The organism is Devosia sp. CN2-171 (assembly GCF_049354815.1).
GTDB lineage: Bacteria > Pseudomonadota > Alphaproteobacteria > Rhizobiales > Devosiaceae > Devosia_A.
In genome coordinates this window covers 3,044,079-3,067,419 of record NZ_CP186479.1, presented here as the reverse complement: position 1 = coordinate 3,067,419, position 23,341 = coordinate 3,044,079, and the positions used below count along the sequence as shown (strand labels likewise).

The following is a 23,341-nucleotide window of genomic DNA, read 5'->3' as shown; positions in this document are numbered from 1 at the left end:
TGGGTGCGCGTGACACCCATGCGAGCTTCAGGGGATTTGCCGTGATCATCAGGATTTTTGCCAGTGCGCTTTATGTCGCTTTCGCCCTGACGGGGGCGGCCAACGCGCAACAGATCGAGTCGAGCTACACCGATCTCGACCTGAACCTCCATTGCACCGTGATCCAGTCCGATGATTTCGGCTCCACCTGGGCCTGCCCCGGCCTGAAGGGCATCCCGGTCATGGTATCCGAAGGCGACCTCAGGATGTTCGTCTCCTACGGGCTCACCTCGACGACCGAGAAAGCCGCCGAGCAGACTCTCGGCCCGTTCAACCGGCTGGGCGATAAGATCGAATGGCGCGTCTCCAACGCCGAGGGCTACTGGAAGCCATTCGCCACGATCCTGCGCTATTTCACCCAGCGCGAAGGCACCGAGACCGAAGGCCAGGTGCTGGTCGTCACCAGGGTGCAGCCGGGCGCCACCTGCCAGATCGCCTATGTCGACGCGCTGGCCAATCCCGATGCCAACGAACTCGCCCGCAAGACCGCCGACGAGAGGGCCAAGGATTTCGACTGTTCCAAGGACGAGCCGGAATATGTCGGGAAGTTCGAGGCCTGGGAGCGTTAGAAGCGCACCGCTGTCCCTGACACCGACACCATTAGCATCGAGCCGCCCTGCCCGACCACCTCGTAGTCGATATCGACCGCGACCACTGCATCGGCGCCAAGTCCGGCTTCAGCCCTGAGGTCGTCGAAAGCCGTGTGGCGCGCGTCGCGCAGCGCACTCTCATAGGCGCCGGCCCGGCCGCCGACGATGTCGCGGATGCCGGCAAACAGATCGCGGAAAATGTTCGCCCCGACGATCACCTCGCCGGTGACGATGCCGAGATATTCACGGATCGGCCGACCCTCGAGCGTAGGCGTCGTGGAAATGACGATCATGCTCAGGCTCGTGCCATCTGGCTGCGGAGAACCGTGCGATCGCGCGAGGAGACGCCGATCAGCTCGGCGATGCGCCACACCATGTTATCCTCGAGCTCGTGGTTGCGGCTGTCGGCGAACACGACCTGCCACATCATCCGGATGATCTCGAGCTTCTCGCTGTTTTCGAGCGAGGAAAGTGCCGAGGTGAAGCGGTAGAAATCGACCGATTCCTGGTCCTGCCGGGTCGCCTCCTCCACCAGCTTGCGGACTTCGGTTTCGTTGAGGCCGTAATTGTCCATCAGCGTGCCTTCGAGCGCATCCCGCTCGGCCTCGCTTACCTGCCCGTCGATGGCGGCGAGATGGACGAGAAGCGCGGCGACGGCGAGTTTGGGCTCCATGCTCAGCATGGTCGCGTCCGGGCGGGTGAAGATGGAACGGAGGGCGTCGAACATTGGCATCCTCGAATTGGGTCGCGCGGAAGATAAGGGCTGCTGACCCATCGCGAAAGGGCTGAGGCCATCGCCTCGCGGATTCGTTTGCTTGACTCCCGGCCAGACTCTGGTGTTCTCTATTTGTTCTCAATCGGAACAGCCAGGAGGCTCCCGTGGGCCTCGCCAGACCCGACCTCGAAGCGCTTCGCGCCAAGATTGCCGCTCTCGAAAACCGGCCGCTCCTCGTTGGAGACGCGGTGACCGAACTCGGCCAGCGTGAGCCTATCGAGGGCGATGCAGCGCTGCTTTCGCCACCCGCCGGTGTGCTGCACGAGGTTTTTGCCGACGAGCAGCGCAACGGCGGCAGCACGCTGGGCTTTGCCCTGGGACTGGCACGCGGCTTGCTGCGCGGCAATCGCCAGGCCCTCATCTACCTGCAGCTCGCCTCCGAAGCGCAGGATCTGGGTCTCCCCTATGGCATCGGGCTCCAGGGTTTTGGCATAGATCCGTCCCAAGTCGTCATCGGCCGCATCGAAACCCTCAATGAGCTGTTCTGGGCCATCGAGGAGGCGATCGCCTGCCGAGCGGTCGCCGGCATCGTCACCGACATCATGGGTCACCCCAAGGCGCTCGATTTCACCGTCTCGCGCCGGCTGAGCCTCCGCGCCGCAGCGGCTGGCACCTCGGTCTTCATCCTCCGCTATGGCCGGGAGCGCGAGGCGAGCTCGGCAAAGCTGCGCTGGCGCGTTTCGCCTCACCTCAGCGCCGAAGAGCAGTTCGATCCGCAATCGCCCGGGCCGCCGCGTTTCGAGATCGAGATCGAAAAGCGGCGGCTGGGCAACAAGACCCAGCGCGCCGAAGGCAAGCGGATGATCGTGGACTGGACTGAAAATGGCTTCGTACCTTTCGAGCCCTGGAAGCGACCGGCAACTCGGCCTCATCGCACCGCGCCGCTTCCTCGCGCTTTCACTCCCGCTCTGGGCGACCGACTGTCTGAAGCGAGCTGACCCGAGCCTCGGGACCTCACGGCGACCGCTCGCCCTATGGGAGAAGCAGCAGGGCGCCATGCGCCTCGCCGCCATCGATGCGGCCGCGAGCAGGGCCGGGCTGAGCGTCGGCCAGAACCTCTCCGATGCCCGCGCCCTCGTGCCTGAACTCGAACTGCGCGAGATCGACCACAGCTTCATTACGCATGTCTTTGCCGATTTCGCCGACTGGCACTCCAATGCCAGCCCGATCGTGGCCGTGCTTCCCAACATCGCCCCCTTCGGCGATCTGGTGATGGACATTACCGGCGTCGACCATCTGTTCGGCGGCGAGGAGAAGATGCTGGCCCAGTTGCTCGGGCGCCTGCGCGTCCTCGGCTATACCGTCATCGGCGCCATTGCCGACACTATAGGCGCGGCTTGGGCGGCAGCGCATTTTTCCCCCGGGATCCTGCCGTCCGGCACGCTCGAGGATGCACTCGCCCATTTGCCGGTCGGGGCGCTGCGGCTCGATGAAGCGCAGATATCCGGCCTCAACCAGATGGGACTGAAGACCATCGGCCAGCTCTATAGCCGAGACCGCCGAGCCTTGCAGGCCCGCTTCGGATCATCGCTGCTCATCCGCCTCGACCAGGCGCTGGGCCGGATCGAGGAGCGCCTCGTCCCGCGCCTCCCCATCGCCGAATATCACACCGAGCGGCGCTTCGCCGAACCTATCGGCTACATGGACGATGTGCTGATGACGACGCACGATCTCGCGACGCGGCTGGCGCTCCGGCTCGAGACGGAACAGCTCGGCGCCCAGACCTTCCACCTCCTGCTCTACCGGGTCGACCACAAGGTGATGACCCTGTCGGTCAATGCTGCCCGCGCCACCCGCGATGCCAACCATATCGCCCAGCTCTTCGTCCATCGCTCCGAGCGGCTCGAAGGCGAATACGATGCCGGCTTCGGTATCGACATGATCCGGCTCGCCGCGAGCTCCCTCTCCGATGTCTCCAGCACCCAGATCGGCGCCTTCGAAACCGAGGATGGCGCCGAGGACCTGAACCGGCTCTTCGACCGCATGACCAGCCGGCTCGGCCCACTCTCGGTGCTGCGCAGCAAGTACCAGAATACCCACATCCCCGAGCGTGCCGTCGTGCTCGAGCCGATCGTCGCCCGCACCGCCGATGATCCGGCGGCAGCCCCCAATACCGAGCTCCGCCGCCCCATCCGCCTGTTGCCGGCCCCCGAGCCGATCGAGGTGATCGCAGAGGTGCCGCATGGCCCGCCAATGCGCATGGTCTGGCGCCGTGTCTCCTATCGCGTGCTGAAGGCTTCCGGGCCGGAACGGATCGAAGCCGAGTGGTGGCGCACCGGCCAGAACCTCGCGTTCCTCCTGCCCCCTCCCGATCCGGACAAACCGGAGGCGCCGCCCCCCGACAAGACCAAGAAGAAAGTCATCGCCCCGCGGCTCGATGAGCATGTTTCGAAGCTCGAAACCTTCAGCGCCGAAACGACCGTGCGCGATTACTACGTCATCGAGGACGATGGTGGCCGCCGCTTCTGGGTGTTCCGCATCGGCCTCTATGGCGCCAAAGCACCACCGCGCTGGTACCTGCACGGGTTCTTCGCATGAGCCCACCCAACTATGCCGAACTGATGGTGACCTCCAATTTCTCCTTCCTCCGCTCGGGCTCGCACCCGGAGGAATTGGTCTCGGCCGCCATGGCTATGGGCCTCAATGGCATCGGCATCGCCGATCGCAACAGCTTTGCCGGCGTCGTCCGCGGCTATGTTGCGCACCGTGACCTCAAGGAGCAGCATCCCGGCTTCCGCTATGTCGTCGGCGTGCGCCTCGTCTTTGCCGACGGCGCGCCGGATATCCTCGCCTATCCGTCGGACCGCGAGGCCTATGGCCGGCTCTGCCGTTTGCTGTCGCGCGCCAACCTCCGCGAGGAGAGCGAGAAGGGTAACCCGATCCTCCATTTCGCCGACCTCAAGGAGTTCGCCGAAGGCCAGCTATTCGTCTTCCAGTTCGACGAAACCCGCTGGCAGATATCCGTGGCCTATCTGCAGCAATTGGCCGCCTTTGCGCCCGGAAATGTGTGGCTCGCTGCTGCCGCCACCTTCAAGGGCAATGACCGGGCGCGGCTCAACCGCCTCGCCCATACTGCCGCCGAAGCCGGTATCCCCATGCTCGCCGTCAACGACGTGCTCTACCACGAGCCCGGCCGCCGCATCGTCCAGGACGTCGTCACCTGCATCCGCGAGCACCTGACACTCGAGACTGCCGGCCGGAAGCTCGAGCAGAACGCCGAGCGTCATCTGAAACCGCCTGCGGAAATGGCACGGCTCTTCGCCGAACATCCAGATGCCGTCGCCCAGACCCAGGTGCTGCTCGATCGCATCGGCTTCACGCTCGACCAGCTGAAATACAACTACCCCACCGAAACCATCGGCAATGGCGAAACGGCGCAGGAAACGCTGGAGCGTCTGACCTGGGCAGGTGCGCATTGGCGCTACCCCAAGGGCATCCCCGAAAAACTCAAGGTCTCGTTGTGGAAGGAGCTCTGCCTCATCGCCTATAAAGGCTATGCCTCGTATTTCCTGACGGTACAGGACATCGTCCGCTATGCCCGACACGAGCTGAAAATCCTCTGCCAAGGGCGTGGTTCGGCCGCCAACTCGGCCGTCTGCTATGTCCTGGGCGTCACCGAGGTCGATCCGGCCAAGGCCAACCTCGTCTTCGGTCGCTTCATCTCCACCGAGCGCGACGAACCGCCCGATATCGACGTCGATTTCGAGCACGAGCGGCGCGAGGAGGTGATGCAGTATGTCTATCGCAAGTATGGCGGTGAACGCACCGGCCTCACCGCCACGGTAATCTCCTACCGGTCGAAAAGCGCCGTGCGCGAGACCGCCAAGGCATTCGGTCTCTCGGACGATACCATCGCCGCCATCAACCAGTTGCACTGGGGCTGGGGTAACGCCGCCAACCAGGATGGAGTTCGGATGGTCGGGCTCGATCCCGATGACCCGACGCTCACCCAGATGTTCAACGTCGTCGCAGCATTGAAAAGCTTTCCGCGCCACCTCAGCCAGCATGTCGGCGGCTTCGTCATCACCCGCGATTCGCTCGAAAGCCTCGTCCCCATCTCGAAGACCGCGATGGAGAGCCGCACCATCGTCGAATGGGACAAGGACGACATAGACGCGCTTGGCATCCTCAAGGTCGATATCCTCGCCTTGGGCATGCTGACCTGCCTCCGCCGCTCGTTCGAACTGCTGCATCAGCACTATGGTCGCGACGTTACCCTTGCCGAGCTCATGGCAGAAGAAGAGCACGAGGTGATCAAGGCACCGGTCTATCGGATGACCCATCGGGCCGACACGATCGGCGTGTTCCAGATCGAGAGCCGGGCGCAGATGTCGATGCTGCCAAGGCTTCAGCCGAGAAAATTCTACGACCTGGTCATCGAGGTGGCGATCGTCCGGCCGGGACCGATCCAGGGTGGCATGGTTCATCCCTATCTGCGGCGCCGGCAGGGGTTAGAGAAGGTCGAGAATATGGGTCCCAGGCTGGGACCGGTTCTTGAGCGAACGCTTGGCATACCCCTGTTCCAGGAGCAGGCGATGCAGATGGCCATCGAGGGCGCCGGGTTTTCGCCAGGCAAGGCCGACCAGCTCCGACGCGCCATGGCCGCTTGGCGGCGAACCGGCAGGCTGGCTCAGTTCTCGGACGAGTTCATCGCCGGGATGAAGGCCAACGGCTTCAGCGATGAGTTTGCCAAGCGCTGCTTCGCCCAGATCCAGGGGTTTGGCGAATACGGCTTCCCCGAGAGCCATGCCGCCTCCTTCGCGCTGCTCGTCTATGCCTCGTGCTGGATGAAGTGCCACTACCCCGACGTCTTCGCCTGCGCCCTGCTCAACAGCCAGCCCATGGGCTTTTATGCCCCGGCCCAGATCATCCGCGATGCCATCGAGCACGGCGTCGAGGTGCGCTCGGTCGACGTAAACCGCTCCGACTATGGGCATGTCCTCGAAGAGGGATTCCCTGGCAACCAGCGCATCGCCAAGCAACATGCCGAGATGCGGGACGACATCTGGTCGACGCAATCCATCCGGCTCGGGCTCCGGCAGATTTCCGGCATCAAGGAAGCCCATGCTAACCTGATCGTCGCCCGTCGCGGCGCCGGCTACGCCTCGATCCGCGACCTGTGGCTGAAGACCGGCGTACCGGTCGAAACTCTCGAGAAACTCGCCGAAGCTGATGCCTTCCAGTCCATGGGACTATCCCGCCGCGAGGCACTGTGGACGGTGCGTGGCCTTCGCGGCACGGCAGGCGCCGAGCGCCTGCCGCTCTTTTCCACCGGCCAGCGTCCCAGCCAGGCCGACGATGCCCAGGGCAACCTGCCGCTGATGCCCGAAGGCGAGTCGGTGGTGTACGACTACCGCACCCTGACCCTGTCGCTGAAGGGCCACCCGCTCGGCTTCATGCGCCACGAGCTCGACCGCCGCCGCACCATCCGCTGCGCCGACCTTGTCGACCAGCGCGACGGGGTTTGGGTGGAAGCCGCCGGCCTCGTCCTCGTCCGCCAGCAGCCGGGTACGGCGAGCGGGGTGATCTTTTCCACCCTCGAGGATGAAACCGGCATCGCCAACATCATCATCTGGCCCAAGACCTTTGCCGCCAATCGCAAGGTCGTGCTCGGCTCGCGCGCCATGGCCGTCCGCGGCAAGCTGCAGCGCGAGGGGCTCGTCGTCCACATCGTCGCCCACACCTTCTACGACCTGACCCCGCGCCTCCTCGACCTGGCCCAGGGCCTCGATATCGGCGATGCCGTGCTTGCGCGTGGCGACGAAGGCCGCACCGGACCACAGCCAGGCCGCGATGCGGCCCAGCTCCGCCGCGACGAGCGCCTGCGCCAGCAAGCACGTGCCGCCCTGCCCAGCGGACGGAATTTCCACTGACCCCGCATGGGTTAGCACCGGATTAACCCTAACCGCCTAGCATCTGGCTTGATCGGCGTGCCGTCTGCGCGCCGTCCAGCGTTACTTTTGTAGAGTGTACCCAGACGATGCCGGCACAGCACCTCATCGAAGACGCCCGCCGAAATTCTGCCCCTGTCATTGCGATTCGCATCCCGCTCCGCCTGATCGGCGCGATCGTGCTGGGGCTGGTGGCGATCACTCTGGTCTCACTCGCCACCTGGTCGGTAGATGACCCGAGCTTTTCCTATGCCTCGGGCGAGCCGGCGAAGAACTGGCTCGGTTTCCCCGGCGCCGTCATCGCCGACATCTCGTTCCAGCTTTTCGGCCTCGGCGTCCTGACGCTGCTGGTACCGCCTGCCCTCTGGGGCTGGGCGCTGCTGCGCCAGCGTGCACCGTCGCGTATGGCGCTGCGCGTTCCGGCCTGGGTCGCTGCCACCATCCTCAGCTGCGGCCTTGCCGCCTTCGTCGCCGCACCCGAGAGCTGGCCGCTCCCGACCGGACTCGGCGGCCTCGTCGGCCAGAGCTTCACCAATCTCGCGACCTTTGCCACCGGCGAATCTCCGCAGCCGGTGACCGCCGTCCTCTTCGCCATCATCATCGCTGCCCCGACCCTCGCGCTGTTCTGGATCGCCATGGGCCTCGGCAAGGTCGCATTGCCCGACCTTCCCAAGGGCAAGGCAAATGCCAAGACCTCCGCCAAGTCGGCCGCAGCCACCGATGAGGATGAGCCCGACCGCGACTCGTTCTTCGACATCATCCTCGGCTACGCCGTCCACATGGGCTTTTCCGCCCGCTCGGCCATGAAGCGCGCCGGCATCAAGCTCGCCGAGCGCCGTGCCGCCGAACGTGAGGCCGAGGCCTGGCGTGGCGAAGCGGTCGAGCCGAGCCTCCATGGCCGCGCCCCGAACGTGCCATCCGTCCACGTCGAACCGCAGCTTTCGGGTGAGCGGCGCTCGATCGTCGCCGCGCATGACGAGCCGCCCTTCGACGACTATCCGGACGAGGCCGAGGACGATCTCTCCAACCCGCCGCGCTGGGAAATGCAGACCCCGCTGCGTGGCCCCATGGCCAACCGCAACCCCGGCCCCCTATCCCACGCTCCTGCCGGACACCAGGCCGCGCCGGTTCTCTCGCCACGCGTTGCCGCTCCGGCACCCCGTCCGCAGCAGGGCATGCGCGCCGCCCGTGAAGCCCAAGGCTCGCTCCTCGATGAGCCCGCCGGGTTCGAACTGCCCGCGCTGAGCCTGCTCAGCCCGCCCAAACACAAGGGCCCGAGCCCCGAGCATGCGCCCGAACGCCTCGAAGCCATGGCGCGCAAGCTCGAGTCGGTCCTCGCCGATTTCGGCGTGAAAGGCGACATCATCAACGTCCGCCCCGGCCCCGTCGTCACCCTCTACGAACTCGAGCCCGCGCCCGGCATCAAGTCGAGCCGCGTCATCTCGCTCGCCGACGACATCGCCCGCTCGATGAGCGCGATTTCGGCCCGCGTCGCCGTGGTTCCCGGCCGTAATGCCATCGGAATCGAGCTGCCCAACGAGCAGCGCGAAACGGTTTACCTGCGCGAAATGCTGGCTTCGTCCGACTTCGAGAAGATGAAGGGCAAGCTCCCGATCTGCCTCGGCAAGACCATCGGCGGCGAGCCTATCATCGCCGATCTCGCCCGCATGCCGCATTTGCTCATCGCCGGCACCACCGGCTCGGGCAAGTCGGTTGGCATCAACACCTTCATTCTCTCGCTGCTCTACCAGATGACGCCCGAGCAGTGCCGCCTGATCATGATCGATCCAAAGATGCTGGAACTGTCGATCTATGACGGCATCCCGCATCTGCTGACGCCGGTCGTCACTGATCCCTCCAAGGCCGTGGTCGCCCTAAAATGGGCCGTCCGCGAGATGGAGGACCGCTATCGCAAGATGAGCAAGATCGGCGTGCGCAACATCGACGGCTTCAACCAGCGCGTCGGCGAGGCCGCAGCCAGGGGCGAGGTCATCACCCGCACCGTGCAGACCGGCTTCGATCGCGAGACCGGCGAGGCGCAGTACGAGAGCGAGGAGTTCAACCTCGAGCCGCTACCCTTCATCGTCATCATCATCGACGAAATGGCCGACCTGATGATGGTCGCCGGCAAGGAGATCGAAGGCTCGGTCCAGCGCCTCGCGCAGATGGCCCGCGCCGCCGGCATCCACGTCATCACCGCCACCCAGCGTCCGTCGGTCGACGTTATCACCGGCACCATCAAGGCCAACTTCCCGACCCGTATCTCCTTCATGGTGACATCCAAGATCGATAGCCGCACCATTCTGGGCGAGCAGGGTGCCGAGCAGCTGCTCGGTAATGGCGACATGCTCTACATGGCCGGCGGCGGCCGCATCCGGCGTCTGCACGGCCCGTTCGTCGCCGACGGCGAAGTCGAGGCCATCGTCAACCACCTGAAGTCCCAGGGCGCCCCGGACTACCTCGAAGCCATCGTCAGCGACGAAGACGAGATGGGCGAGGACGGCATGGCCGGTGGCGGCGACGACTTCGGCGGCTCGGGCGACGAGCTCTACGACAAGGCCGTCAACGTCGTGCTGACCGACAAGAAGGTCTCGACCTCCTACATCCAGCGCCGCCTCGCCGTCGGCTACAACAAGGCCGCGACGCTGATCGAGCGCATGGAGAAGGAGGGCGTCATCTCCGCCCCCAACCACGCCGGCAAGCGCGAAATCCTCGTCGGCAACAACGCCGACGGATACTGAACCTCAGCGGAGGCGCTCCTTGCAGCGCCTCCCAGGGAACCTTCCCGCTGTTGCCGCAATTGCTATCTAGAGGCATGCTCCGATTTCCGGAGCACCAAGGATAGAAGCCCACGATGATCCGCCGCAGCTTTCTCGCCTTCGCCGCCCTTGTCGCCGCCTTCCCGGCCCTTGCCCAGGAGCAGGGCGCCGCCGAACCGCGCGTGCTGACCGATGCCGAAAAGCAGCTGATCACCGAGATCAACGAGCATAACTCCGCGATCAAGACCATGGTCGGCCGTTTCCTGCAGCTCGATACGCAAGGCAGCCGCATCGAGGGCACGTTCTTCCTAGAGCGCCCGGGCAAGATCCTGTTCCGCTACAATCCCCCCTCCTACGAGCAGATCGTCTCGGTCGGCCGCGGCTTTTATGTCGTCGATCGCAAGGAGAAGACCCAGTACGCCTATCCGCAGGACAAGGTACCGCTGCGCCAGTTCCTCGATAGCAAGATCGACTTGTTCAAGGCCAACATCGTCGCCATCGCGCAGTCGGACGACTATCTGTCGCTGACCCTGCAGGACGACACGCCGGCCGGCGTCGTGCGGGTGGCGCTGGTGTTCGATACCGAGAGCAAGGATTTGAAGCAGTGGACGCTCACCGAACCCTCGGGTTCCGAGCTGACTTTCTCGCTCTATGACGTCGACAAGGACGTCGAGATCCCAAAGTCGTATTTCTATATCGACCCCACCTTCCGTCCGGTGACCGCACCGAAGGAGAGTTAGGAGCTTTCCGGCTTTACGCTCGCCGTGCCGCTCTGCATAAGAAGCGCCACCTTAACCGGGGCGCTTCCTTTTCATGCCGACCACCTTTGCCACTTGGAACATCAACTCGGTCCGCCTGCGGCTGCCGATGGTGCTGGATTTCCTGAGTCAGTACCGGCCGGATATCCTCTGCCTGCAGGAGATCAAGTGCCTCAACGACCAGTTTCCGAAGAAGGAATTCACCGCTGCCGGCTATCCCTACCAGGCTGTGCACGGCCAGAAGGGCTACCACGGCGTCGCCATCGTCTCGAAATTCCCGCTGACCGACATCTCCTCACGCGTTTTCTGCGAAATCGAGGAGAGCCGGCATGTCTCGGCGCTGGTCGATTTCGGCAGGGGCCCGCTGACTGTCCATAATTTCTACATCCCGGCCGGCGGTGACGAGGCCGACGTAGAGATCAACCCGAAATTCAAACACAAGCTCGGCTTCCTCTCCGAGCTGAAGAGCTGGTTCGGCGAGGACCATTTCCAAGAGGGCCAGCTGATCTGCGGCGACTTCAACATCGCTCCGCTCGAGCATGACGTGTGGAGCCACAAGCAGCTGCTGAAGGTCGTCAGCCATACCCCAATAGAGACCGAAGCGCTTAACGAGCTGCTGACCGGCGGGCATGGCTGGGTCGATGTGGTCAGGAAGTACTTCCCGGCCGACCAAAAGCTCTATTCGTGGTGGAGCTATCGCGCCAAGGACTGGGACGCTGCCGACAAGGGCCGTCGCCTCGACCACATCTGGGCTACCGCGGACATCGCCGCGCACACGTCCGGCGCCGAGATCATCCGCGCCGCCCGCGGCTGGACCACGCAACCGTCCGACCACGTTCCCGTCATCGCCCGTTTTTCGTGAGGCCTGAAATGTCCCGCCAGCTCGTCAGCTCCGGCTCCTATCTTGAACCGGTGATCGGGTTCTCCCGCGCCGTCCGCGTCGGCAGCACCGTCGTGGTCGGCGGCACTGCCCCGATCAAGGCCGAAGGCGGTACGGCGGCGATTGGCGACGCCTACGGCCAGACCAGGCGCTGCCTCGAGATCGTCGCCAAGGCGCTGAACGACGCCGGCGCCCGGCTCGAGGACGTGACCCGCACCCGCATCATCCTCACCGACATTTCGCTCTGGAAGGACGCCGCCCGCGCCCATGCCGAGGTCTTCAGCACCATCCGGCCGGTGACAACGCTGATGCAGGTCAGCGCCTTCGTCGATCCGGATTGGCTGGTGGAGATCGAAGCCGAAGCCGTTGTCGACGAGTGATTCACGTGGAACGTCCGGCCGGCCTCAGCCCTTCCTGAACCGGCCCCGCGCCTCTTCGATGGCGCCGAGATAGCCGGTCAGCTCGCGGCGGATGCGGTCCGCCGCCCGGCCGGCGAGGTCAGGATACTGGTTGGCAAGCTTCATGAACGCCGTGCGCGGCACGAACAGCGTTTCGACCGCATCGATCGCCTTGATCGTCACGGGCCGCGGCTTGGCAATCACGAGGCCCATCGCGCCGAGGACGGAGCCGACATCATGGATCAGGAACGGGTTGTTCTCGGCCCCCTCCTGGGTACTCGACACCGTGCCCGAGACGAGCACATGCGCGCCCTCTGGCATGTCGCCGGCGGAGTAGATCACCGAGTTGGGCCGGAACTTCTTGCGCTCGGACGCAAACGCAAGCAGACGCCTCTGCTCGGCGTCGCAGATTTCGAAGAAATCCGCACGTCCCAATATGGTCGCAGCGTCGTCGAGTTGCATCCCGCCCTTATTCCCGCACCGCGCTTCAGTCGCGAGCGCCAGATGGCGCCCGGTCGTGCCGCAGCCCCCGATATAGAGCATTTCTTCCCGATGTCAGGAACCGATTTTGCCCCAGCTGGTGGAAAGCCGCCGGGTTATGCACCGGGTGGGGGAAAAACCGGCAGGGACGCAGGGAGGGAGGGACCCCGCGTCCCGGCCAGGCGGCTGCGCCTTACGGCACCAGCCGATAGCCGCCCTCTTCGGTAACGAGGAGCCGGGCGTTGGACGGATCGCGCTCGATTTTCTGGCGCAGGCGGTAGATGTGCGTCTCGAGCGTGTGGGTGGTGACGCGGTTGTTGTACCCCCACACTTCCTTCAGCAGAATCTCGCGGGTGATGGTTTTGGGACCCTGCCGGTAGAGATATTTCAGGATCGAGGTTTCCTTGTCGGTCAGCCGCACCTTCTGACCATCCGGCGATTCGAGCATCTTGGCCGCCGGCTGGAAGCTGTAGGGCCCGATGGTGAAAACCACGTCCTCGCTCTGGTCGTGTTGGCGCAGCGAGGCACGGATGCGGGCCAGCAGCACCGAGAAGCGAAAGGGCTTGGTCACATAGTCGTTGGCGCCGGATTCGAGCCCGAGGATCTCGTCGGCGTCGCTGTCCTGCGCGGTCAGCATGATGATCGGGCTCTTGAAGCCCTCGCGGCGGAGGATTTTCACCGCCTCGCGCCCATCCATGTCGGGCAGGCCGACATCGAGCAGCATCAGGTCGATATGGGCGCCACGCACCTTGCCCAGCGCATCTGCGGCCGTTTCTGCTTCGACGAGGTCGAACTCGCGGTAGGGGTTCAGCTGATCGACGAGAGTCTTGCGCAGGTCGCCATCGTCATCAACGATCAGAATACGCCGTCTATTCATCGTGTTACCCCAAGCCATCGGCCCTGTATTCCTGAGTTATGCTGGGCCCGCACGCCCGGCCAATCAAAACGGCGTTACATCGCTACACGACTAGAAACGTGATTTGACACGTCAAAGTTTCACCTGGGTCCGCCTAAATTCGATAGACGCCGAAAGCTGACAGGACGCTGACAGGCGAGGCCTTGCGGCAAGGACAATGGAACTAGGTCACTAGTATGTTGGTGGTCGCTGGCGACCGGCGTCCTGCCATGTATGAGAGCCGACGTTCACTGCAGGTCCGACCAACCTCGGCGTCATCCCTGCAAAGGCAGGGATCCATCTCTCTCAGCTCGCACCCGCTGAGCTTGGGTCTCAGCCTGCGCTGGGACGACTGCTGCTGGAGGTTCGTGGGTTGGGCCTCCCGCACCGGGAGGTGTTCGAGCACATGGGTCTGCCCTGCGTTGTGGGCACGATGTCGGCCAACTACTCAGCCCCGCAGCGGGCTGCTATGCCACCATAGCACCCGCGCGGAATTAGCCCCGTGCCCCGAACAACGCACTGCCGACGCGGACATGCGTTGCGCCCATGGCGATGGCGGTTTCGAAATCGTTGCTCATCCCCATGGACAGCTTCTCCACCTTCGCGTCGCGTGCCAGCGCGGCGAGATGGGCAAAATAGGGTCCGGCCGGATCGCCCTCCGGCGGGATGCACATGAGGCCGACGACATCGAGCCCGTGGACGCTCCGACAGCGCGCCACGAATTCCACCGCCTCGAGCGGCGCTATGCCTGCCTTTTGCTCCTCGCGGCCGATATTGACCTGCACGAACACCGGCAGCTGCCGGCCGGCCCGGCCCATCTCGGCGCGGAGCACGCCGGCGAGCTTGTCGCGATCGACAGTCTGGATCACATCGAACAGCGCTACCGCTTCGCGGGCCTTGTTGGTCTGCAACGGCCCGATTAGATGCAGTTCTATGCCGTCATAGGAGACCCGCAGCTCAGGCCACTTGCTCTGCGCTTCCTGCACCCGGTTCTCACCGAAGACGCGCTGCCCGGCGTCAAGAAACGGCCGGATTGCTGCGGCATCGAACGTCTTCGAGACCGCGACCAGCTGCACACGGTCCGGCGGTGGACCAAAACGGCGGCGTGCCGTCTCGATCCGGTCGATGATATTCTCCAGGCGCTCGGCAGCGGTCGGCATGGCGCTCTCTGTTGACCGGTTAACGGAATTCTGATGAAGGTCCGGTAGCCAAAAACCCCTGTGAACGCAACGCAAACTGCGACTTTGAGGACGTGTCCGAAGTGACTGGTAGAACGAGCGAGCGCTACAATCCGCGTGTCGAAGAGCCGCGGTGGCAGAAGGCCTGGGACGAGGCGCGTTCCTTCGTGCTCGAACCCGGCGACACGCGCGAGCCCTACTACGTGCTCGAGATGTTCCCCTATCCGTCCGGCCGCATCCACATGGGGCACGTGCGCAACTATACCATGGGCGACGTGCTGGCGCGCTACAAGCGTGCCAAGGGCTTTGCCGTGCTGCACCCGATGGGCTGGGACGCCTTCGGCCTGCCGGCCGAGAATGCCGCCATGCAGAACAAGGTCCACCCCAAGGCCTGGACCTACGCCAACATCGCCACCATGCGCGACCAGCTGAAATCGATCGGGCTGGGCATCGACTGGACGCGCGAGTTCGCCACCTGCGACGTCGAGTATTATTCCAAGCAGCAGAAGCTCTTCCTCGACATGCTGCGCGAGGGCCTCGTTACCCGCCGCAAATCCAAGGTGAACTGGGATCCCGTCGACATGACCGTGCTCGCCAACGAGCAGGTGGTCGATGGCCGGGGCTGGCGCTCGGGAGCGGTCGTTGAGCAGCGCGAACTCAACCAGTGGGCCTTCAAGGTCTCCGACTATGCCGAGGACCTGCTGGAGGCGCTCGATACGCTCGACCACTGGCCGGAGAAGGTGCGCACCATGCAGCGCAACTGGATCGGCAAGTCCGAAGGCCTGCGGCTGCTGTTCGAGCTCGACACCCCGAAGGACGATTGCACCTCGATCGAGGTCTTCACCACCCGCCCGGACACCATCTTCGGCGCGAGCTTCATTGCCATTTCTGCCGACCATCCGCTGGCGAAGGCCCTGTCTGAGCAGCCGGCGATCGCCGCTTTCATCGCCGAGACGCACCGCCAGGGAACGGCTACCGAAGCCATCGACAAGGCCGAAAAGCTGGGTGTTTTCACCGGCTTGCACGTGAAACATCCCGTCAAGCCCGGCGCCACGCTGCCCGTCTATGTCGCGAACTTCGTGCTGATGGACTACGGCACCGGCGCCATTTTCGGCTGCCCGGCGCATGACCAGCGCGACCTCGACTTCGCCCGTCGGTACGGCCTGCCGGTGATCCCGGTGGTGCTGCCGGAAGGCGCCGACGCCGGCGAGTTCGAGGTGGAGGCCGAGGCCTACAACGGCCCGGGCCGCATCTATCACTCGGACTTCCTCGACGGGCTCGAGATCGACGCCGCCAAGAAGAAGATCGCCGAGTATTTTGGCGCCCGCGCCCTCGACAACCGGCCGCAGGGCACGGTTGAGGTCAACTATCGCCTGCGCGACTGGGGCGTCAGCCGTCAGCGCTACTGGGGCTGCCCGATCCCGGTGATCCACTGCGAGAACTGCGGCACCGTGCCGGTTCCCGACAAGGACCTGCCGGTGGTGCTGCCCGAGGACGTGACCTTCGATCGACCCGGCAATCCGCTCGACCACCATCCGACCTGGAAGCACGTCGCCTGCCCCAAATGCGGTGGCGCCGCGACGCGCGAGACCGACACGATGGACACGTTCGTCGACAGCTCCTGGTATTTTGCCCGCTTTACCGCGCCGCATGCCGAGACCCCGACCATTCCGGGCGTTGCCAACTCGCTGCTGCCGGTCGATCAGTACATCGGCGGCGTCGAGCATGCGATCCTGCACCTGCTCTATTCGCGCTTCTTCACGCGAGCGATGAAGAAGACGGGGCACCTCAACATCGAAGAGCCGTTCAAGGGCCTCTTCACCCAGGGCATGGTGGTGCACGAGACCTATCGCGACGCGAGTGGCGAATGGGTCTCGCCGGCCGACATCACCATTTCCGGCGGCGATAACCGCACGGCCGTGCATGCGACGACCGGCGCCGCCATCGAGATTGGCTCCATCGAAAAGATGAGCAAATCGAAGAAGAACGTCGTCGACCCGGACGAGATCGTCCGCACCTACGGCGCCGATACGGCCCGCTGGTTCATGCTGTCGGACTCACCGCCGGAGCGCGACGTGCAGTGGACGGAAGCGGGCATCGAAGGCTCGTCGCGCTTTCTGCAGCGCGTCTGGAAGCTGGTCGGCGATGCGCTGGACCTTTTCGGCAATCCCGCCGGCGCGCCCGATATGTCGGACGATGAGACGGCGACCATCCGGCGGCTCGTCCACCGCACCGTCGCCAATGTCGGCACCGAGATCGAAGGGCTGCGCTTCAATCGCGCTGTAGCCCAGATCTACGAGCTGAGCAACGGGCTCGCCAAGTTCATCGCCGCTACCGCCGCCAACCCGACGCCGGGCCGCATCGGCGCCCTGCATGAGGGTATCGAGCGCCTGATCCAGCTCGTCGCGCCGATGATGCCGCACCTCGCCGAGGCCTGCTGGGCCGCGCTGGGCAAGTCCGGCATGATCTGCGACGCCGGCTGGCCCGCGGCCGATCCGGCGCTGCTGGTCGATTCCGACGTCATCATCCCGGTGCAGGTCAACGGCAAGCGCCGCGGCGAGATCACCGTGCCCAAGGGGTCGCCAAACGACCTCGTCGAGCGCGAGGCCTTGTCTATCGACGCGGTTGCCCGCATGCTGGACGGCAAGCCGCCCAAGAAGGTCGTGATCGTTCCGGACAGGATCATCAATGTGGTCGCCTAACCGCAGTCTCCGTAGTGGCCTGATCGCACTGGGACTTTCCGGCGCCCTGGCGCTTGCCGGCTGCTCCGGGCTGACCCCTGTTTACGGTGAACGGACCCTCGCGACCGAGAAGCAGGCCTTCCGCTATGCCGAGCCGACCAATCGGCTCGAGCAGGTGATTTACCAGGAACTGGTGCTCCGCTTCGGCCGCTCGGCCGATCCATCGCGGCCGGTGGTGAAGATCACCACGACCGGCGATGACGACCGTCTCACCAAATCTGATGTGCTGCGCCCCTCCGAGGCCCGGCAGGCCACGGTGACCGCTGTGATCGAGGTAACCGGCGCCGATGGCCAGCCGCTCCTCAAGACCACTCGCACCGCCGCCGCGCCCTATATGACCGACAGCCAAGCACTCGCGGCCTCCGAGGCCGAGAAGTCCGCCTATGAGCAGGCGGCGCGCGCGCTCGCCGAGACCATTCGCCTGACCCTTTTGGGCACGCTGAGCCAGTCGGGCGCCTGATGGTTGCGCTCAAGGCGCACGAAGTGCAGCGCTTCGTCGACCGCCCCGATCTCGAGGCCGGTATCATCCTCGCCTACGGCCCTGACGCCGGATTGGTGCGCGAGACCGCCCAGCGTCTCGCCCGGCGCTTCGCCGGCAACGACGCCGACAGCATGAATCTCGTCGTGCTCGATTGCGCCGAACTCGATGCCGATCCCTCGCGCCTCGCCGTGGAGGCCAAGACCACCTCGCTGTTCGGCGATCGCCGGGTGATTCGCGTCCGTGGCGCCGGCAAGTCCTTGGTCATGCCGCTGACCGAGCTGCGCGACGATCCCGGCTCGGTGATCATCCTCGAGGCGGGCAATCTGACGCCCAAGGATCCCCTGCGCGCCTTGGTCGAGACGACAAAGCTCGGCCGCGCCCTGCCCTGCTACCCCGATACCGACGAATCACTTGGCCGGCTGATTGCCGAGACCTTCTCCAAGGCCGGCATCCGCGCCGACCAGGATACAGTGGCGGCGCTGCGCGATACGCTCGGCAACGACCGCGAAATCACCCGGCGCGAGCTCGAAAAGCTGCTGCTCTATGCGGCCGACAGCAAGGTGCTGACACGGGAGGATGTCCTCCTGCTCTGCGCCGACAACGCCGCCCTCGTCCTCGACCAGATCATCGACGCCACAGCCAGCGGCCATGCCGCCGAACTCGACACGGCGCTGGAGCGGGCCCTGGCGCAAAGCGTCAACACCCAGCAAATCCTTGCCAGCGCGCTGAACCACTTCGCAACGCTCCGGCGCTGGCGCAGCGAGTCCGACGCCGGCAAGTCGGCTGGCGCCGTGCTCGACAATGCCAGACCCCGCCCGCACTTTTCGCGGCGCTCGTCGCTGGAGCGGCAATTGCGGCTTTGGACCGACGAAGCGCTCTCCGCAGCGCTCGAGCGTCTGCAGCTCGCGGTGGCCGACAGCCGGAAGCGCTACGGACTGCAGGATGTGGTCAGCCGCCGGGCGCTTCTGGCGATTTGTACAATGGCTGCAGAGCGTTAGCCGAATGTTTCACGTGGAGCACGATGTAATAGGGCAGGCCAGCTGCCCTGACTGCGACCGGATTCTGAACGCTCATGAACGGATTCTGAAGCGGGACTGAGCCAGAACTCAGGCGGACCTGGACCTGAAGTTCCACACAAGGTGCATCGATAGGCCGTGACCTTCTGCCAGTTAGGCGACTAGACCCCGTAACCAGTAAGCTTCATGCAGATGCCGTCGAGCTGTTCGAGCGTGCGGTAGCGGATTTCGAGGCGGCCGCCCTGCTCCTTGTGGTCGATGGCGACGTGGAGGCCGAGCACGTCCGACAGGCGCTTCTCGAGCGCCGCGGTGTCGGCGTCCTTCTGCGGCGCCGGTGCGGCCTTCTTCTTCGGCGACGCGAGCTCGCGCTGGGTCAGCACCTCAGCTTCGCGCACCGAAAGGCCGCCACCGACGATGCGGCGGGCGAGGGCCGTCGGATCCTCGGCGGTGATCAGCGTGCGGGCGTGACCGGCCGTTAGCTCGCCGCGCGCCATCATTCCGCGCACGTCCTCCGGCAGCTTTAGCAGCCGCAACGTGTTGGCGACATGCGAGCGCGACTTGCCAATGACCTGGGCGAGGTCGTTCTGCGTGTAATCGAACTGCTCGATCAGCTGGCCGTAACCCATTGCTTCTTCGAGCGGATTGAGGTCGACGCGCTGGACGTTCTCGATGATCGCGAGTTCGAGCGCTTCTTTGTCGTCGACTTCGCGCACGACCACCGGAACATCGGAGAGGCCGGCGCGCTGCGCGGCACGCCAGCGGCGCTCGCCGGCGATGATCTCGAACATGTTCGGATCGGTGGTCGGCCGGACGAGCAAGGGCTGCATCACGCCCTTCTCGCGCACCGAGTTCGTCAGCTCCTCGAGCTGTTCGGCATCGAACTCCCGGCGCGGATTGGCCCGGTTGGCGATGAGGAAATCGACCGGCAGGCGCTTCCCGCTGCCGCTATCGGCTAGCCGCGCGCCCTCCATGGTCGCCATATCGCCGATCAGCGCTGCGAGGCCGCGCCCGAGCCGGGAGGGTTTCTCGTTCATTGCAAGTTCCTTCATGCCGCTACGAGCTGCCGCTCGCGCCGGATCACCTCGGTGGCAAGGCGGAGATACGCTTGGCTGCCTGCGCATTTGAGGTCGTAGAGCAGTGCCGGCTTGCCGTAGGATGGCGCTTCGGAGAGCCGGACATTGCGCGGTATCACAGTATCGTAAACCAGCGATCCCATCTCCGATCGCACGTCCTGCAGCACCTGCTCGCTGAGATTGTTGCGCCGATCGAACATGGTCATCACTACGCCCTGGATGCTGAGCCGTGGGTTGAGCGTCGAGCGGATCTGCTCGATCGTCTGCAGCAGCTGGCTCATGCCCTCGAGTGCAAAAAACTCGCACTGCAGCGGCACCAACACCGCATCGGCAGCCACAAGTGCGTTGATCGTCAACAGGTTAAGCGAGGGCGGGCAATCGATCAGCACGTAGCTGACATGCTGGCCATTGATGGTCAGCTCATGCATGGCCTTGAAGGCGTCGCGCAGCCGGAAGGCGCGATCGGCCTGCTGCGCGATTGTCAACTCGACGCCGAGCAGGTCGAGCGTCGAGGGCACGATCGCGACGTTGGGCACACTCGTCATCACGGCGGCTTCAGCCACCCGGGCATCGCCCATCAGCAGGTCATAACTCGATACGTCGCGCCCGAGACGGCTGATACCGAGCCCGGTGGACGCATTGCCTTGTGGATCGAGATCAACGATCAGCACGCGCTCGCCGATGGCGGCGAGGGCGGTCGCAAGGTTGATGGCGGTGGTGGTCTTACCGACTCCGCCCTTCTGGTTGGCAAGGGTCAGGATACGAGGAGCCAAGGCTACGGCCTCCGAGCATTGCCGCTAACTAACTGGTTTTATTCGCAAATTGCTGATCTGCAGCAATACGGCGCCCATTTCCGTGGCGCTGTCGGTTAATACCACGTCAAAGTCCCAGGCCAAACGGCTTTCTTCGAGTTCGCGCGCGTAGTCTCGCCCCTTGTGCAGGATTGCGCGGGTTTCCGGGCCAAAGAAGGGGTGGATAAGTCCCAGCAGCATCGGCAGCGCCGCGAGGGCGCGGGAGGTGATCACGTCAAACTCGACCGGCGATGTTTCACGTGAATCAAAATCGTCGCTGCGGCCGGCATGCACCTGTGCCGCGAGGCCGAATTCGCGGATGGCCTGGCGCAGGAAGGCGACCTTCTTGGTGATCGGCTCGACCAGCTGGAACTTCGCCGGGCCACCCTTTAGCGCAATGGCCAGCGGAATCGCCGGCAGTCCGCCACCTGAACCGATGTCCAGAAAGCGTTCATCGGAGCGGCGAAGCAGCGGCAGAATCTGGACGGAATCGACGATGTGCCGGTCCCACAGCGCCGACTCTGTTTCACGTGAAACAAGATTCTGCACAGCGTTCCATTTGCGCAGCAGCGTGGCAAACGATTCCAGATCGGTGCGCACCAGGGTGGCGGGCCGATGAAAATGCTCCGAAAGCCGGTCGATTGCGTCCATCAAACCGCCTGGCGCAAGCTGCCCCGACGGATCACAGACAGGAGCAGTGTGATCGCCGCTGGAGTGACCCCGTCAATCGCCTGGGCCTGCGCAATTGTGGCGGGACGCCGCTCCGAAAGCTTCTGGCGCAGCTCCATCGACAGGCCCGGCAGCGCCGAATAGTCCAGCCAGCCCGGAATGTCGCGACTCTCGTCCCGCTTCATCGCGAGGATATCGGCCTGCTGACGGTCGAGATACACCGCATACTGCGCGTCGATCGACAGCTGCTCCATGATCGCCAGCGACACACCGCCCAGCTCGGGCCAGAGGGGCAGCAGTTGCTCAGCGGACATCTCCGGATAGGAGAGCAGCTCGAAAGCGCTTCGCTGCTGTCCGTCGGCGTTCACCGCCAAACCAGCCTTCCGTGCCGTCGTCGGAGAGACCGTCAACGTGTCGAGCAGCTTCCGCCCGCTCGTGAGAGCGGCACGCTTCTCTTCGAAACGCTCCCGCCGCTCATCGCCGACGAGGCCCGCGGCCACCGCCGTCGGCGTAAGTCGCTGGTCGGCATTGTCACTTCTGAGGTGCAGCCGGAACTCTGCGCGCGAAGTGAACATGCGGTAAGGCTCGGAAACGCCGCGAGTCACGAGGTCGTCGACCATGACGCCGAGATAGCTCTCGGTGCGCGACAGGCGCAGCGGAACATCGCCCCTGGTGGTGAGGCCGGCATTGGCACCAGCGTAAAGCCCCTGCGCCGCGGCCTCTTCATAGCCCGTTGTTCCGTTGATCTGGCCGGCGAGATAGAGGCCAGGCAGGCGCTTCAGCTCGAGCGTCGGGGTCAGTTCGCGCGGATCGACGTAGTCGTACTCAATGGCATAGCCGGGGCGGATGATCCGGACATTCTCGAGGCCCGGCATGGACTTGAGGAACGCCTCCTGGACCTCTGCCGGCAGCGAGGTGGACAGCCCATTGGGATAGATCGTCGGGTCATCGAGCCCCTCCGGCTCGAGAAAGATCTGGTGGCTCTCCCGATCGGCGAAGCGGACGATCTTGTCCTCGATCGACGGGCAGTAGCGCGGCCCGCGGCTCTTGATGCGGCCGGAATACATGGCCGAGCGGTGAAGATTGTCCGCTATGATGCGATGCGTCTCGGCCGTCGTGCGGGTGATGAAGCAGCTGACCTGCGGCGTGGTGATTGTGGTCGTCAATGCCGAGAACGGTTCCGGTGGATCGTCGCCCTGCTGTTCTTCGAGCCCGGAGAAGTCGATGGAGGTCGCGTCGAGCCGCGCCGGCGTCCCGGTCTTCAGCCGGCCGAGCTGCAGACCCAGCGCTTCGAGGCGGGTGGAGAGCCCAAGCACCGGCTTCTCGCCGACGCGACCGGCCGGGATGGTCTCCTCGCCGCGGTGGATGAGGCCGCGCAGAAACGTGCCGGTGGTAAGCACGACCGCCTTGGCGCCGAACCGGCGCCCGTCGAGCAGCACGGCGCCGGCGATGCGGCCATTCTCGACGATCAGGTCGTCAACCTCGCCTTCGATGACGGTGAGATTGGGCTGCCTGGTGATGGCCGCCTGCATCGCCGCCTTGTAGAGCTTGCGATCGGCCTGGGCGCGGGGACCACGCACTGCCGGGCCCTTGCGGCGGTTGAGGACACGAAACTGGATGCCGGCGGCGTCCGCAACGCTGCCCATCAGCCCGTCCATGGCGTCGATCTCGCGCACCAGATGGCCCTTGCCGAGCCCGCCGATGGCCGGATTGCAGCTCATCTCGCCGATGGTGGCGAACTTGTGGGTGATCAGCGCCGTGGGAACACCGAGGCGTGCGGATGCCGCCGCGGCTTCAGACCCCGCGTGACCACCGCCGACGACAATGACGCCGAAATCGCTCATCCAACCAACTTTCCTTGATGAGGAAGGGGGGTCTACGCCACTGTTTCACGTGAATCAACCGGGCGGGGCGGCCGGGCTGCCAT

At 64.7% G+C, this 23,341-nt stretch carries 20 protein-coding genes; 11 read left to right on the top strand and 9 right to left on the bottom strand.

The features are described 5' to 3' along the window. Window positions 1-41: 41 nt before the first annotated feature. Window positions 42-608 carry a hypothetical protein gene (locus ACOYW5_RS15200; RefSeq protein WP_423065731.1) on the top strand — a complete coding sequence of 189 codons (567 nt, stop codon included), beginning with the start codon at window positions 42-44 and terminating at the stop codon, window positions 606-608. Here ACOYW5_RS15200 and ACOYW5_RS15195 read toward each other — a convergent pair. Continuing rightward, window positions 605-919 carry a heavy metal-binding domain-containing protein gene (locus tag ACOYW5_RS15195; protein WP_423069477.1) on the bottom strand — a complete coding sequence of 105 codons (315 nt, stop codon included), beginning with the start codon at window positions 917-919 and terminating at the stop codon, window positions 605-607. The two genes, ACOYW5_RS15200 and ACOYW5_RS15195, sit on opposite strands and share 4 nt — an antisense overlap. A 5-nt stretch (window positions 920-924) precedes the next feature. Next, a complete protein-coding gene (locus ACOYW5_RS15190) occupies window positions 925-1,356 on the bottom strand; it encodes a TerB family tellurite resistance protein (RefSeq protein ID WP_423065730.1) in 432 nt (143 codons plus the stop codon). 152 nt (window positions 1,357-1,508) lie between these two features. On the opposite strand from ACOYW5_RS15190, the gene ACOYW5_RS15185 reads away from it, so the two are divergent. The 7 genes from ACOYW5_RS15185 to ACOYW5_RS15155 all read left to right on the top strand — a co-directional run bounded on the left by ACOYW5_RS15185 (window position 1,509) and on the right by ACOYW5_RS15155 (window position 12,072). Next, window positions 1,509-2,342: an ImuA family protein gene (locus ACOYW5_RS15185; RefSeq protein ID WP_423065729.1), complete on the top strand. Its 834-nt coding sequence runs from the start codon at window positions 1,509-1,511 to the stop codon at window positions 2,340-2,342. Further along, the gene (locus ACOYW5_RS15180) at window positions 2,227-3,942 is read left to right on the top strand and encodes a Y-family DNA polymerase (protein WP_423065728.1); all 1,716 of its coding nucleotides are present in this window, start codon (window positions 2,227-2,229) and stop codon (window positions 3,940-3,942) included. The genes ACOYW5_RS15185 and ACOYW5_RS15180 overlap by 116 nt, the downstream gene beginning before the upstream one ends. Continuing rightward, window positions 3,939-7,277, top strand: coding sequence for an error-prone DNA polymerase (locus ACOYW5_RS15175; protein ID WP_423065727.1), 3,339 nt, complete (start codon window positions 3,939-3,941; stop codon window positions 7,275-7,277). Before ACOYW5_RS15180 ends, ACOYW5_RS15175 begins: the two co-directional genes overlap by 4 nt. Window positions 7,278-7,384: 107 nt before the next feature. Next, the gene (locus tag ACOYW5_RS15170) at window positions 7,385-10,036 is read left to right on the top strand and encodes a DNA translocase FtsK (RefSeq protein WP_423065726.1); all 2,652 of its coding nucleotides are present in this window, start codon (window positions 7,385-7,387) and stop codon (window positions 10,034-10,036) included. A 113-nt stretch (window positions 10,037-10,149) separates the two neighbouring features. Then, the gene (locus ACOYW5_RS15165; RefSeq protein WP_423065725.1) at window positions 10,150-10,794 is read left to right on the top strand and encodes a LolA family protein; all 645 of its coding nucleotides are present in this window, start codon (window positions 10,150-10,152) and stop codon (window positions 10,792-10,794) included. Window positions 10,795-10,867: 73 nt separating this feature from the next. Next, window positions 10,868-11,674: an exodeoxyribonuclease III gene (locus ACOYW5_RS15160; protein ID WP_423065724.1), complete on the top strand. Its 807-nt coding sequence runs from the start codon at window positions 10,868-10,870 to the stop codon at window positions 11,672-11,674. Window positions 11,675-11,682: 8 nt separating this feature from the next. Further along, window positions 11,683-12,072, top strand: coding sequence for a RidA family protein (locus ACOYW5_RS15155; protein ID WP_423065723.1), 390 nt, complete (start codon window positions 11,683-11,685; stop codon window positions 12,070-12,072). A 24-nt stretch (window positions 12,073-12,096) separates the two neighbouring features. Here ACOYW5_RS15155 and ACOYW5_RS15150 read toward each other — a convergent pair whose 3' ends face one another. From ACOYW5_RS15150 to ACOYW5_RS15140, 3 genes are all read right to left on the bottom strand, one after another. Next, the gene (locus ACOYW5_RS15150; protein WP_423065722.1) at window positions 12,097-12,552 is read right to left on the bottom strand and encodes a cyclic nucleotide-binding domain-containing protein; all 456 of its coding nucleotides are present in this window, start codon (window positions 12,550-12,552) and stop codon (window positions 12,097-12,099) included. 211 nt (window positions 12,553-12,763) lie between these two features. Continuing rightward, entirely contained in the window at window positions 12,764-13,447 is a 684-nt protein-coding gene (locus ACOYW5_RS15145; RefSeq protein WP_423065721.1) for a response regulator transcription factor, read from the bottom strand. Window positions 13,448-13,959: 512 nt separating this feature from the next. Continuing rightward, on the bottom strand, window positions 13,960-14,625 hold the full coding sequence (locus ACOYW5_RS15140) for a YggS family pyridoxal phosphate-dependent enzyme (protein ID WP_423065720.1): 666 nt from the start codon (window positions 14,623-14,625) through the stop codon (window positions 13,960-13,962). Window positions 14,626-14,726: 101 nt separating this feature from the next. Here ACOYW5_RS15140 and leuS point away from each other — a divergent pair, with 101 nt between their 5' ends. Genes leuS through holA form a run of 3 tightly spaced genes read left to right on the top strand, consistent with a single transcriptional unit; the run spans window position 14,727 to window position 18,863 of the window. Beyond that, window positions 14,727-17,345 carry a leucine--tRNA ligase gene (gene leuS, locus ACOYW5_RS15135; protein WP_423065719.1) on the top strand — a complete coding sequence of 873 codons (2,619 nt, stop codon included), beginning with the start codon at window positions 14,727-14,729 and terminating at the stop codon, window positions 17,343-17,345. Further along, window positions 17,332-17,844 (top strand): LPS assembly lipoprotein LptE, encoded by a 513-nt coding sequence (lptE, locus tag ACOYW5_RS15130; protein WP_423065718.1) that lies wholly within the window; start codon window positions 17,332-17,334, stop codon window positions 17,842-17,844. Before leuS ends, lptE begins: the two co-directional genes overlap by 14 nt. Next, window positions 17,844-18,863: a DNA polymerase III subunit delta gene (gene holA, locus ACOYW5_RS15125; RefSeq protein WP_423065717.1), complete on the top strand. Its 1,020-nt coding sequence runs from the start codon at window positions 17,844-17,846 to the stop codon at window positions 18,861-18,863. The genes lptE and holA overlap by 1 nt, the downstream gene beginning before the upstream one ends. Window positions 18,864-19,042: 179 nt before the next feature. Here the strand turns inward: holA and ACOYW5_RS15120 are convergent, their stop codons facing one another. Genes ACOYW5_RS15120 through mnmG form a run of 4 tightly spaced genes read right to left on the bottom strand, consistent with a single transcriptional unit; the run spans window position 19,043 to window position 23,258 of the window. Next, the gene (locus ACOYW5_RS15120) at window positions 19,043-19,915 is read right to left on the bottom strand and encodes a ParB/RepB/Spo0J family partition protein (RefSeq protein ID WP_423065716.1); all 873 of its coding nucleotides are present in this window, start codon (window positions 19,913-19,915) and stop codon (window positions 19,043-19,045) included. Between the two features lie 11 nt (window positions 19,916-19,926). Next, on the bottom strand, window positions 19,927-20,727 hold the full coding sequence (locus ACOYW5_RS15115) for a ParA family protein (RefSeq protein WP_423065715.1): 801 nt from the start codon (window positions 20,725-20,727) through the stop codon (window positions 19,927-19,929). Between the two features lie 24 nt (window positions 20,728-20,751). After that, window positions 20,752-21,396, bottom strand: a complete 645-nt coding sequence (gene rsmG / locus ACOYW5_RS15110) for a 16S rRNA (guanine(527)-N(7))-methyltransferase RsmG (protein ID WP_423065714.1) — start codon at window positions 21,394-21,396, stop codon at window positions 20,752-20,754. Next, complete coding sequence (gene mnmG, locus ACOYW5_RS15105; protein WP_423065713.1) at window positions 21,396-23,258, bottom strand: tRNA uridine-5-carboxymethylaminomethyl(34) synthesis enzyme MnmG; 1,863 nt, start codon at window positions 23,256-23,258, stop codon at window positions 21,396-21,398. The genes rsmG and mnmG overlap by 1 nt, the downstream gene beginning before the upstream one ends. Between the last annotated feature and the right edge of the window lie 83 nt (window positions 23,259-23,341).

What these genes read in the sequence shown, in the direction of transcription:
- ACOYW5_RS15190 (WP_423065730.1), bottom strand. Translation starts at nt 1,356, where the DNA reads ATGTTCGACGCCCTCCGTTCCATCTTCACCCGCCCGGACGCGACCATG.
- ACOYW5_RS15180 (WP_423065728.1), top strand. Translation starts at nt 2,227, where the DNA reads ATGGCTTCGTACCTTTCGAGCCCTGGAAGCGACCGGCAACTCGGCCTC.
- ACOYW5_RS15175 (WP_423065727.1), top strand. Translation starts at nt 3,939, where the DNA reads ATGAGCCCACCCAACTATGCCGAACTGATGGTGACCTCCAATTTCTCC.
- ACOYW5_RS15170 (WP_423065726.1), top strand. Translation starts at nt 7,385, where the DNA reads ATGCCGGCACAGCACCTCATCGAAGACGCCCGCCGAAATTCTGCCCCT.
- ACOYW5_RS15165 (WP_423065725.1), top strand. Translation starts at nt 10,150, where the DNA reads ATGATCCGCCGCAGCTTTCTCGCCTTCGCCGCCCTTGTCGCCGCCTTC.
- ACOYW5_RS15160 (WP_423065724.1), top strand. Translation starts at nt 10,868, where the DNA reads ATGCCGACCACCTTTGCCACTTGGAACATCAACTCGGTCCGCCTGCGG.
- ACOYW5_RS15155 (WP_423065723.1), top strand. Translation starts at nt 11,683, where the DNA reads ATGTCCCGCCAGCTCGTCAGCTCCGGCTCCTATCTTGAACCGGTGATC.
- ACOYW5_RS15150 (WP_423065722.1), bottom strand. Translation starts at nt 12,552, where the DNA reads ATGCAACTCGACGACGCTGCGACCATATTGGGACGTGCGGATTTCTTC.
- ACOYW5_RS15145 (WP_423065721.1), bottom strand. Translation starts at nt 13,447, where the DNA reads ATGAATAGACGGCGTATTCTGATCGTTGATGACGATGGCGACCTGCGC.
- ACOYW5_RS15140 (WP_423065720.1), bottom strand. Translation starts at nt 14,625, where the DNA reads ATGCCGACCGCTGCCGAGCGCCTGGAGAATATCATCGACCGGATCGAG.
- lptE (WP_423065718.1), top strand. Translation starts at nt 17,332, where the DNA reads ATGTGGTCGCCTAACCGCAGTCTCCGTAGTGGCCTGATCGCACTGGGA.
- holA (WP_423065717.1), top strand. Translation starts at nt 17,844, where the DNA reads ATGGTTGCGCTCAAGGCGCACGAAGTGCAGCGCTTCGTCGACCGCCCC.
- ACOYW5_RS15120 (WP_423065716.1), bottom strand. Translation starts at nt 19,915, where the DNA reads ATGAACGAGAAACCCTCCCGGCTCGGGCGCGGCCTCGCAGCGCTGATC.
- rsmG (WP_423065714.1), bottom strand. Translation starts at nt 21,396, where the DNA reads ATGGACGCAATCGACCGGCTTTCGGAGCATTTTCATCGGCCCGCCACC.
- mnmG (WP_423065713.1), bottom strand. Translation starts at nt 23,258, where the DNA reads ATGAGCGATTTCGGCGTCATTGTCGTCGGCGGTGGTCACGCGGGGTCT.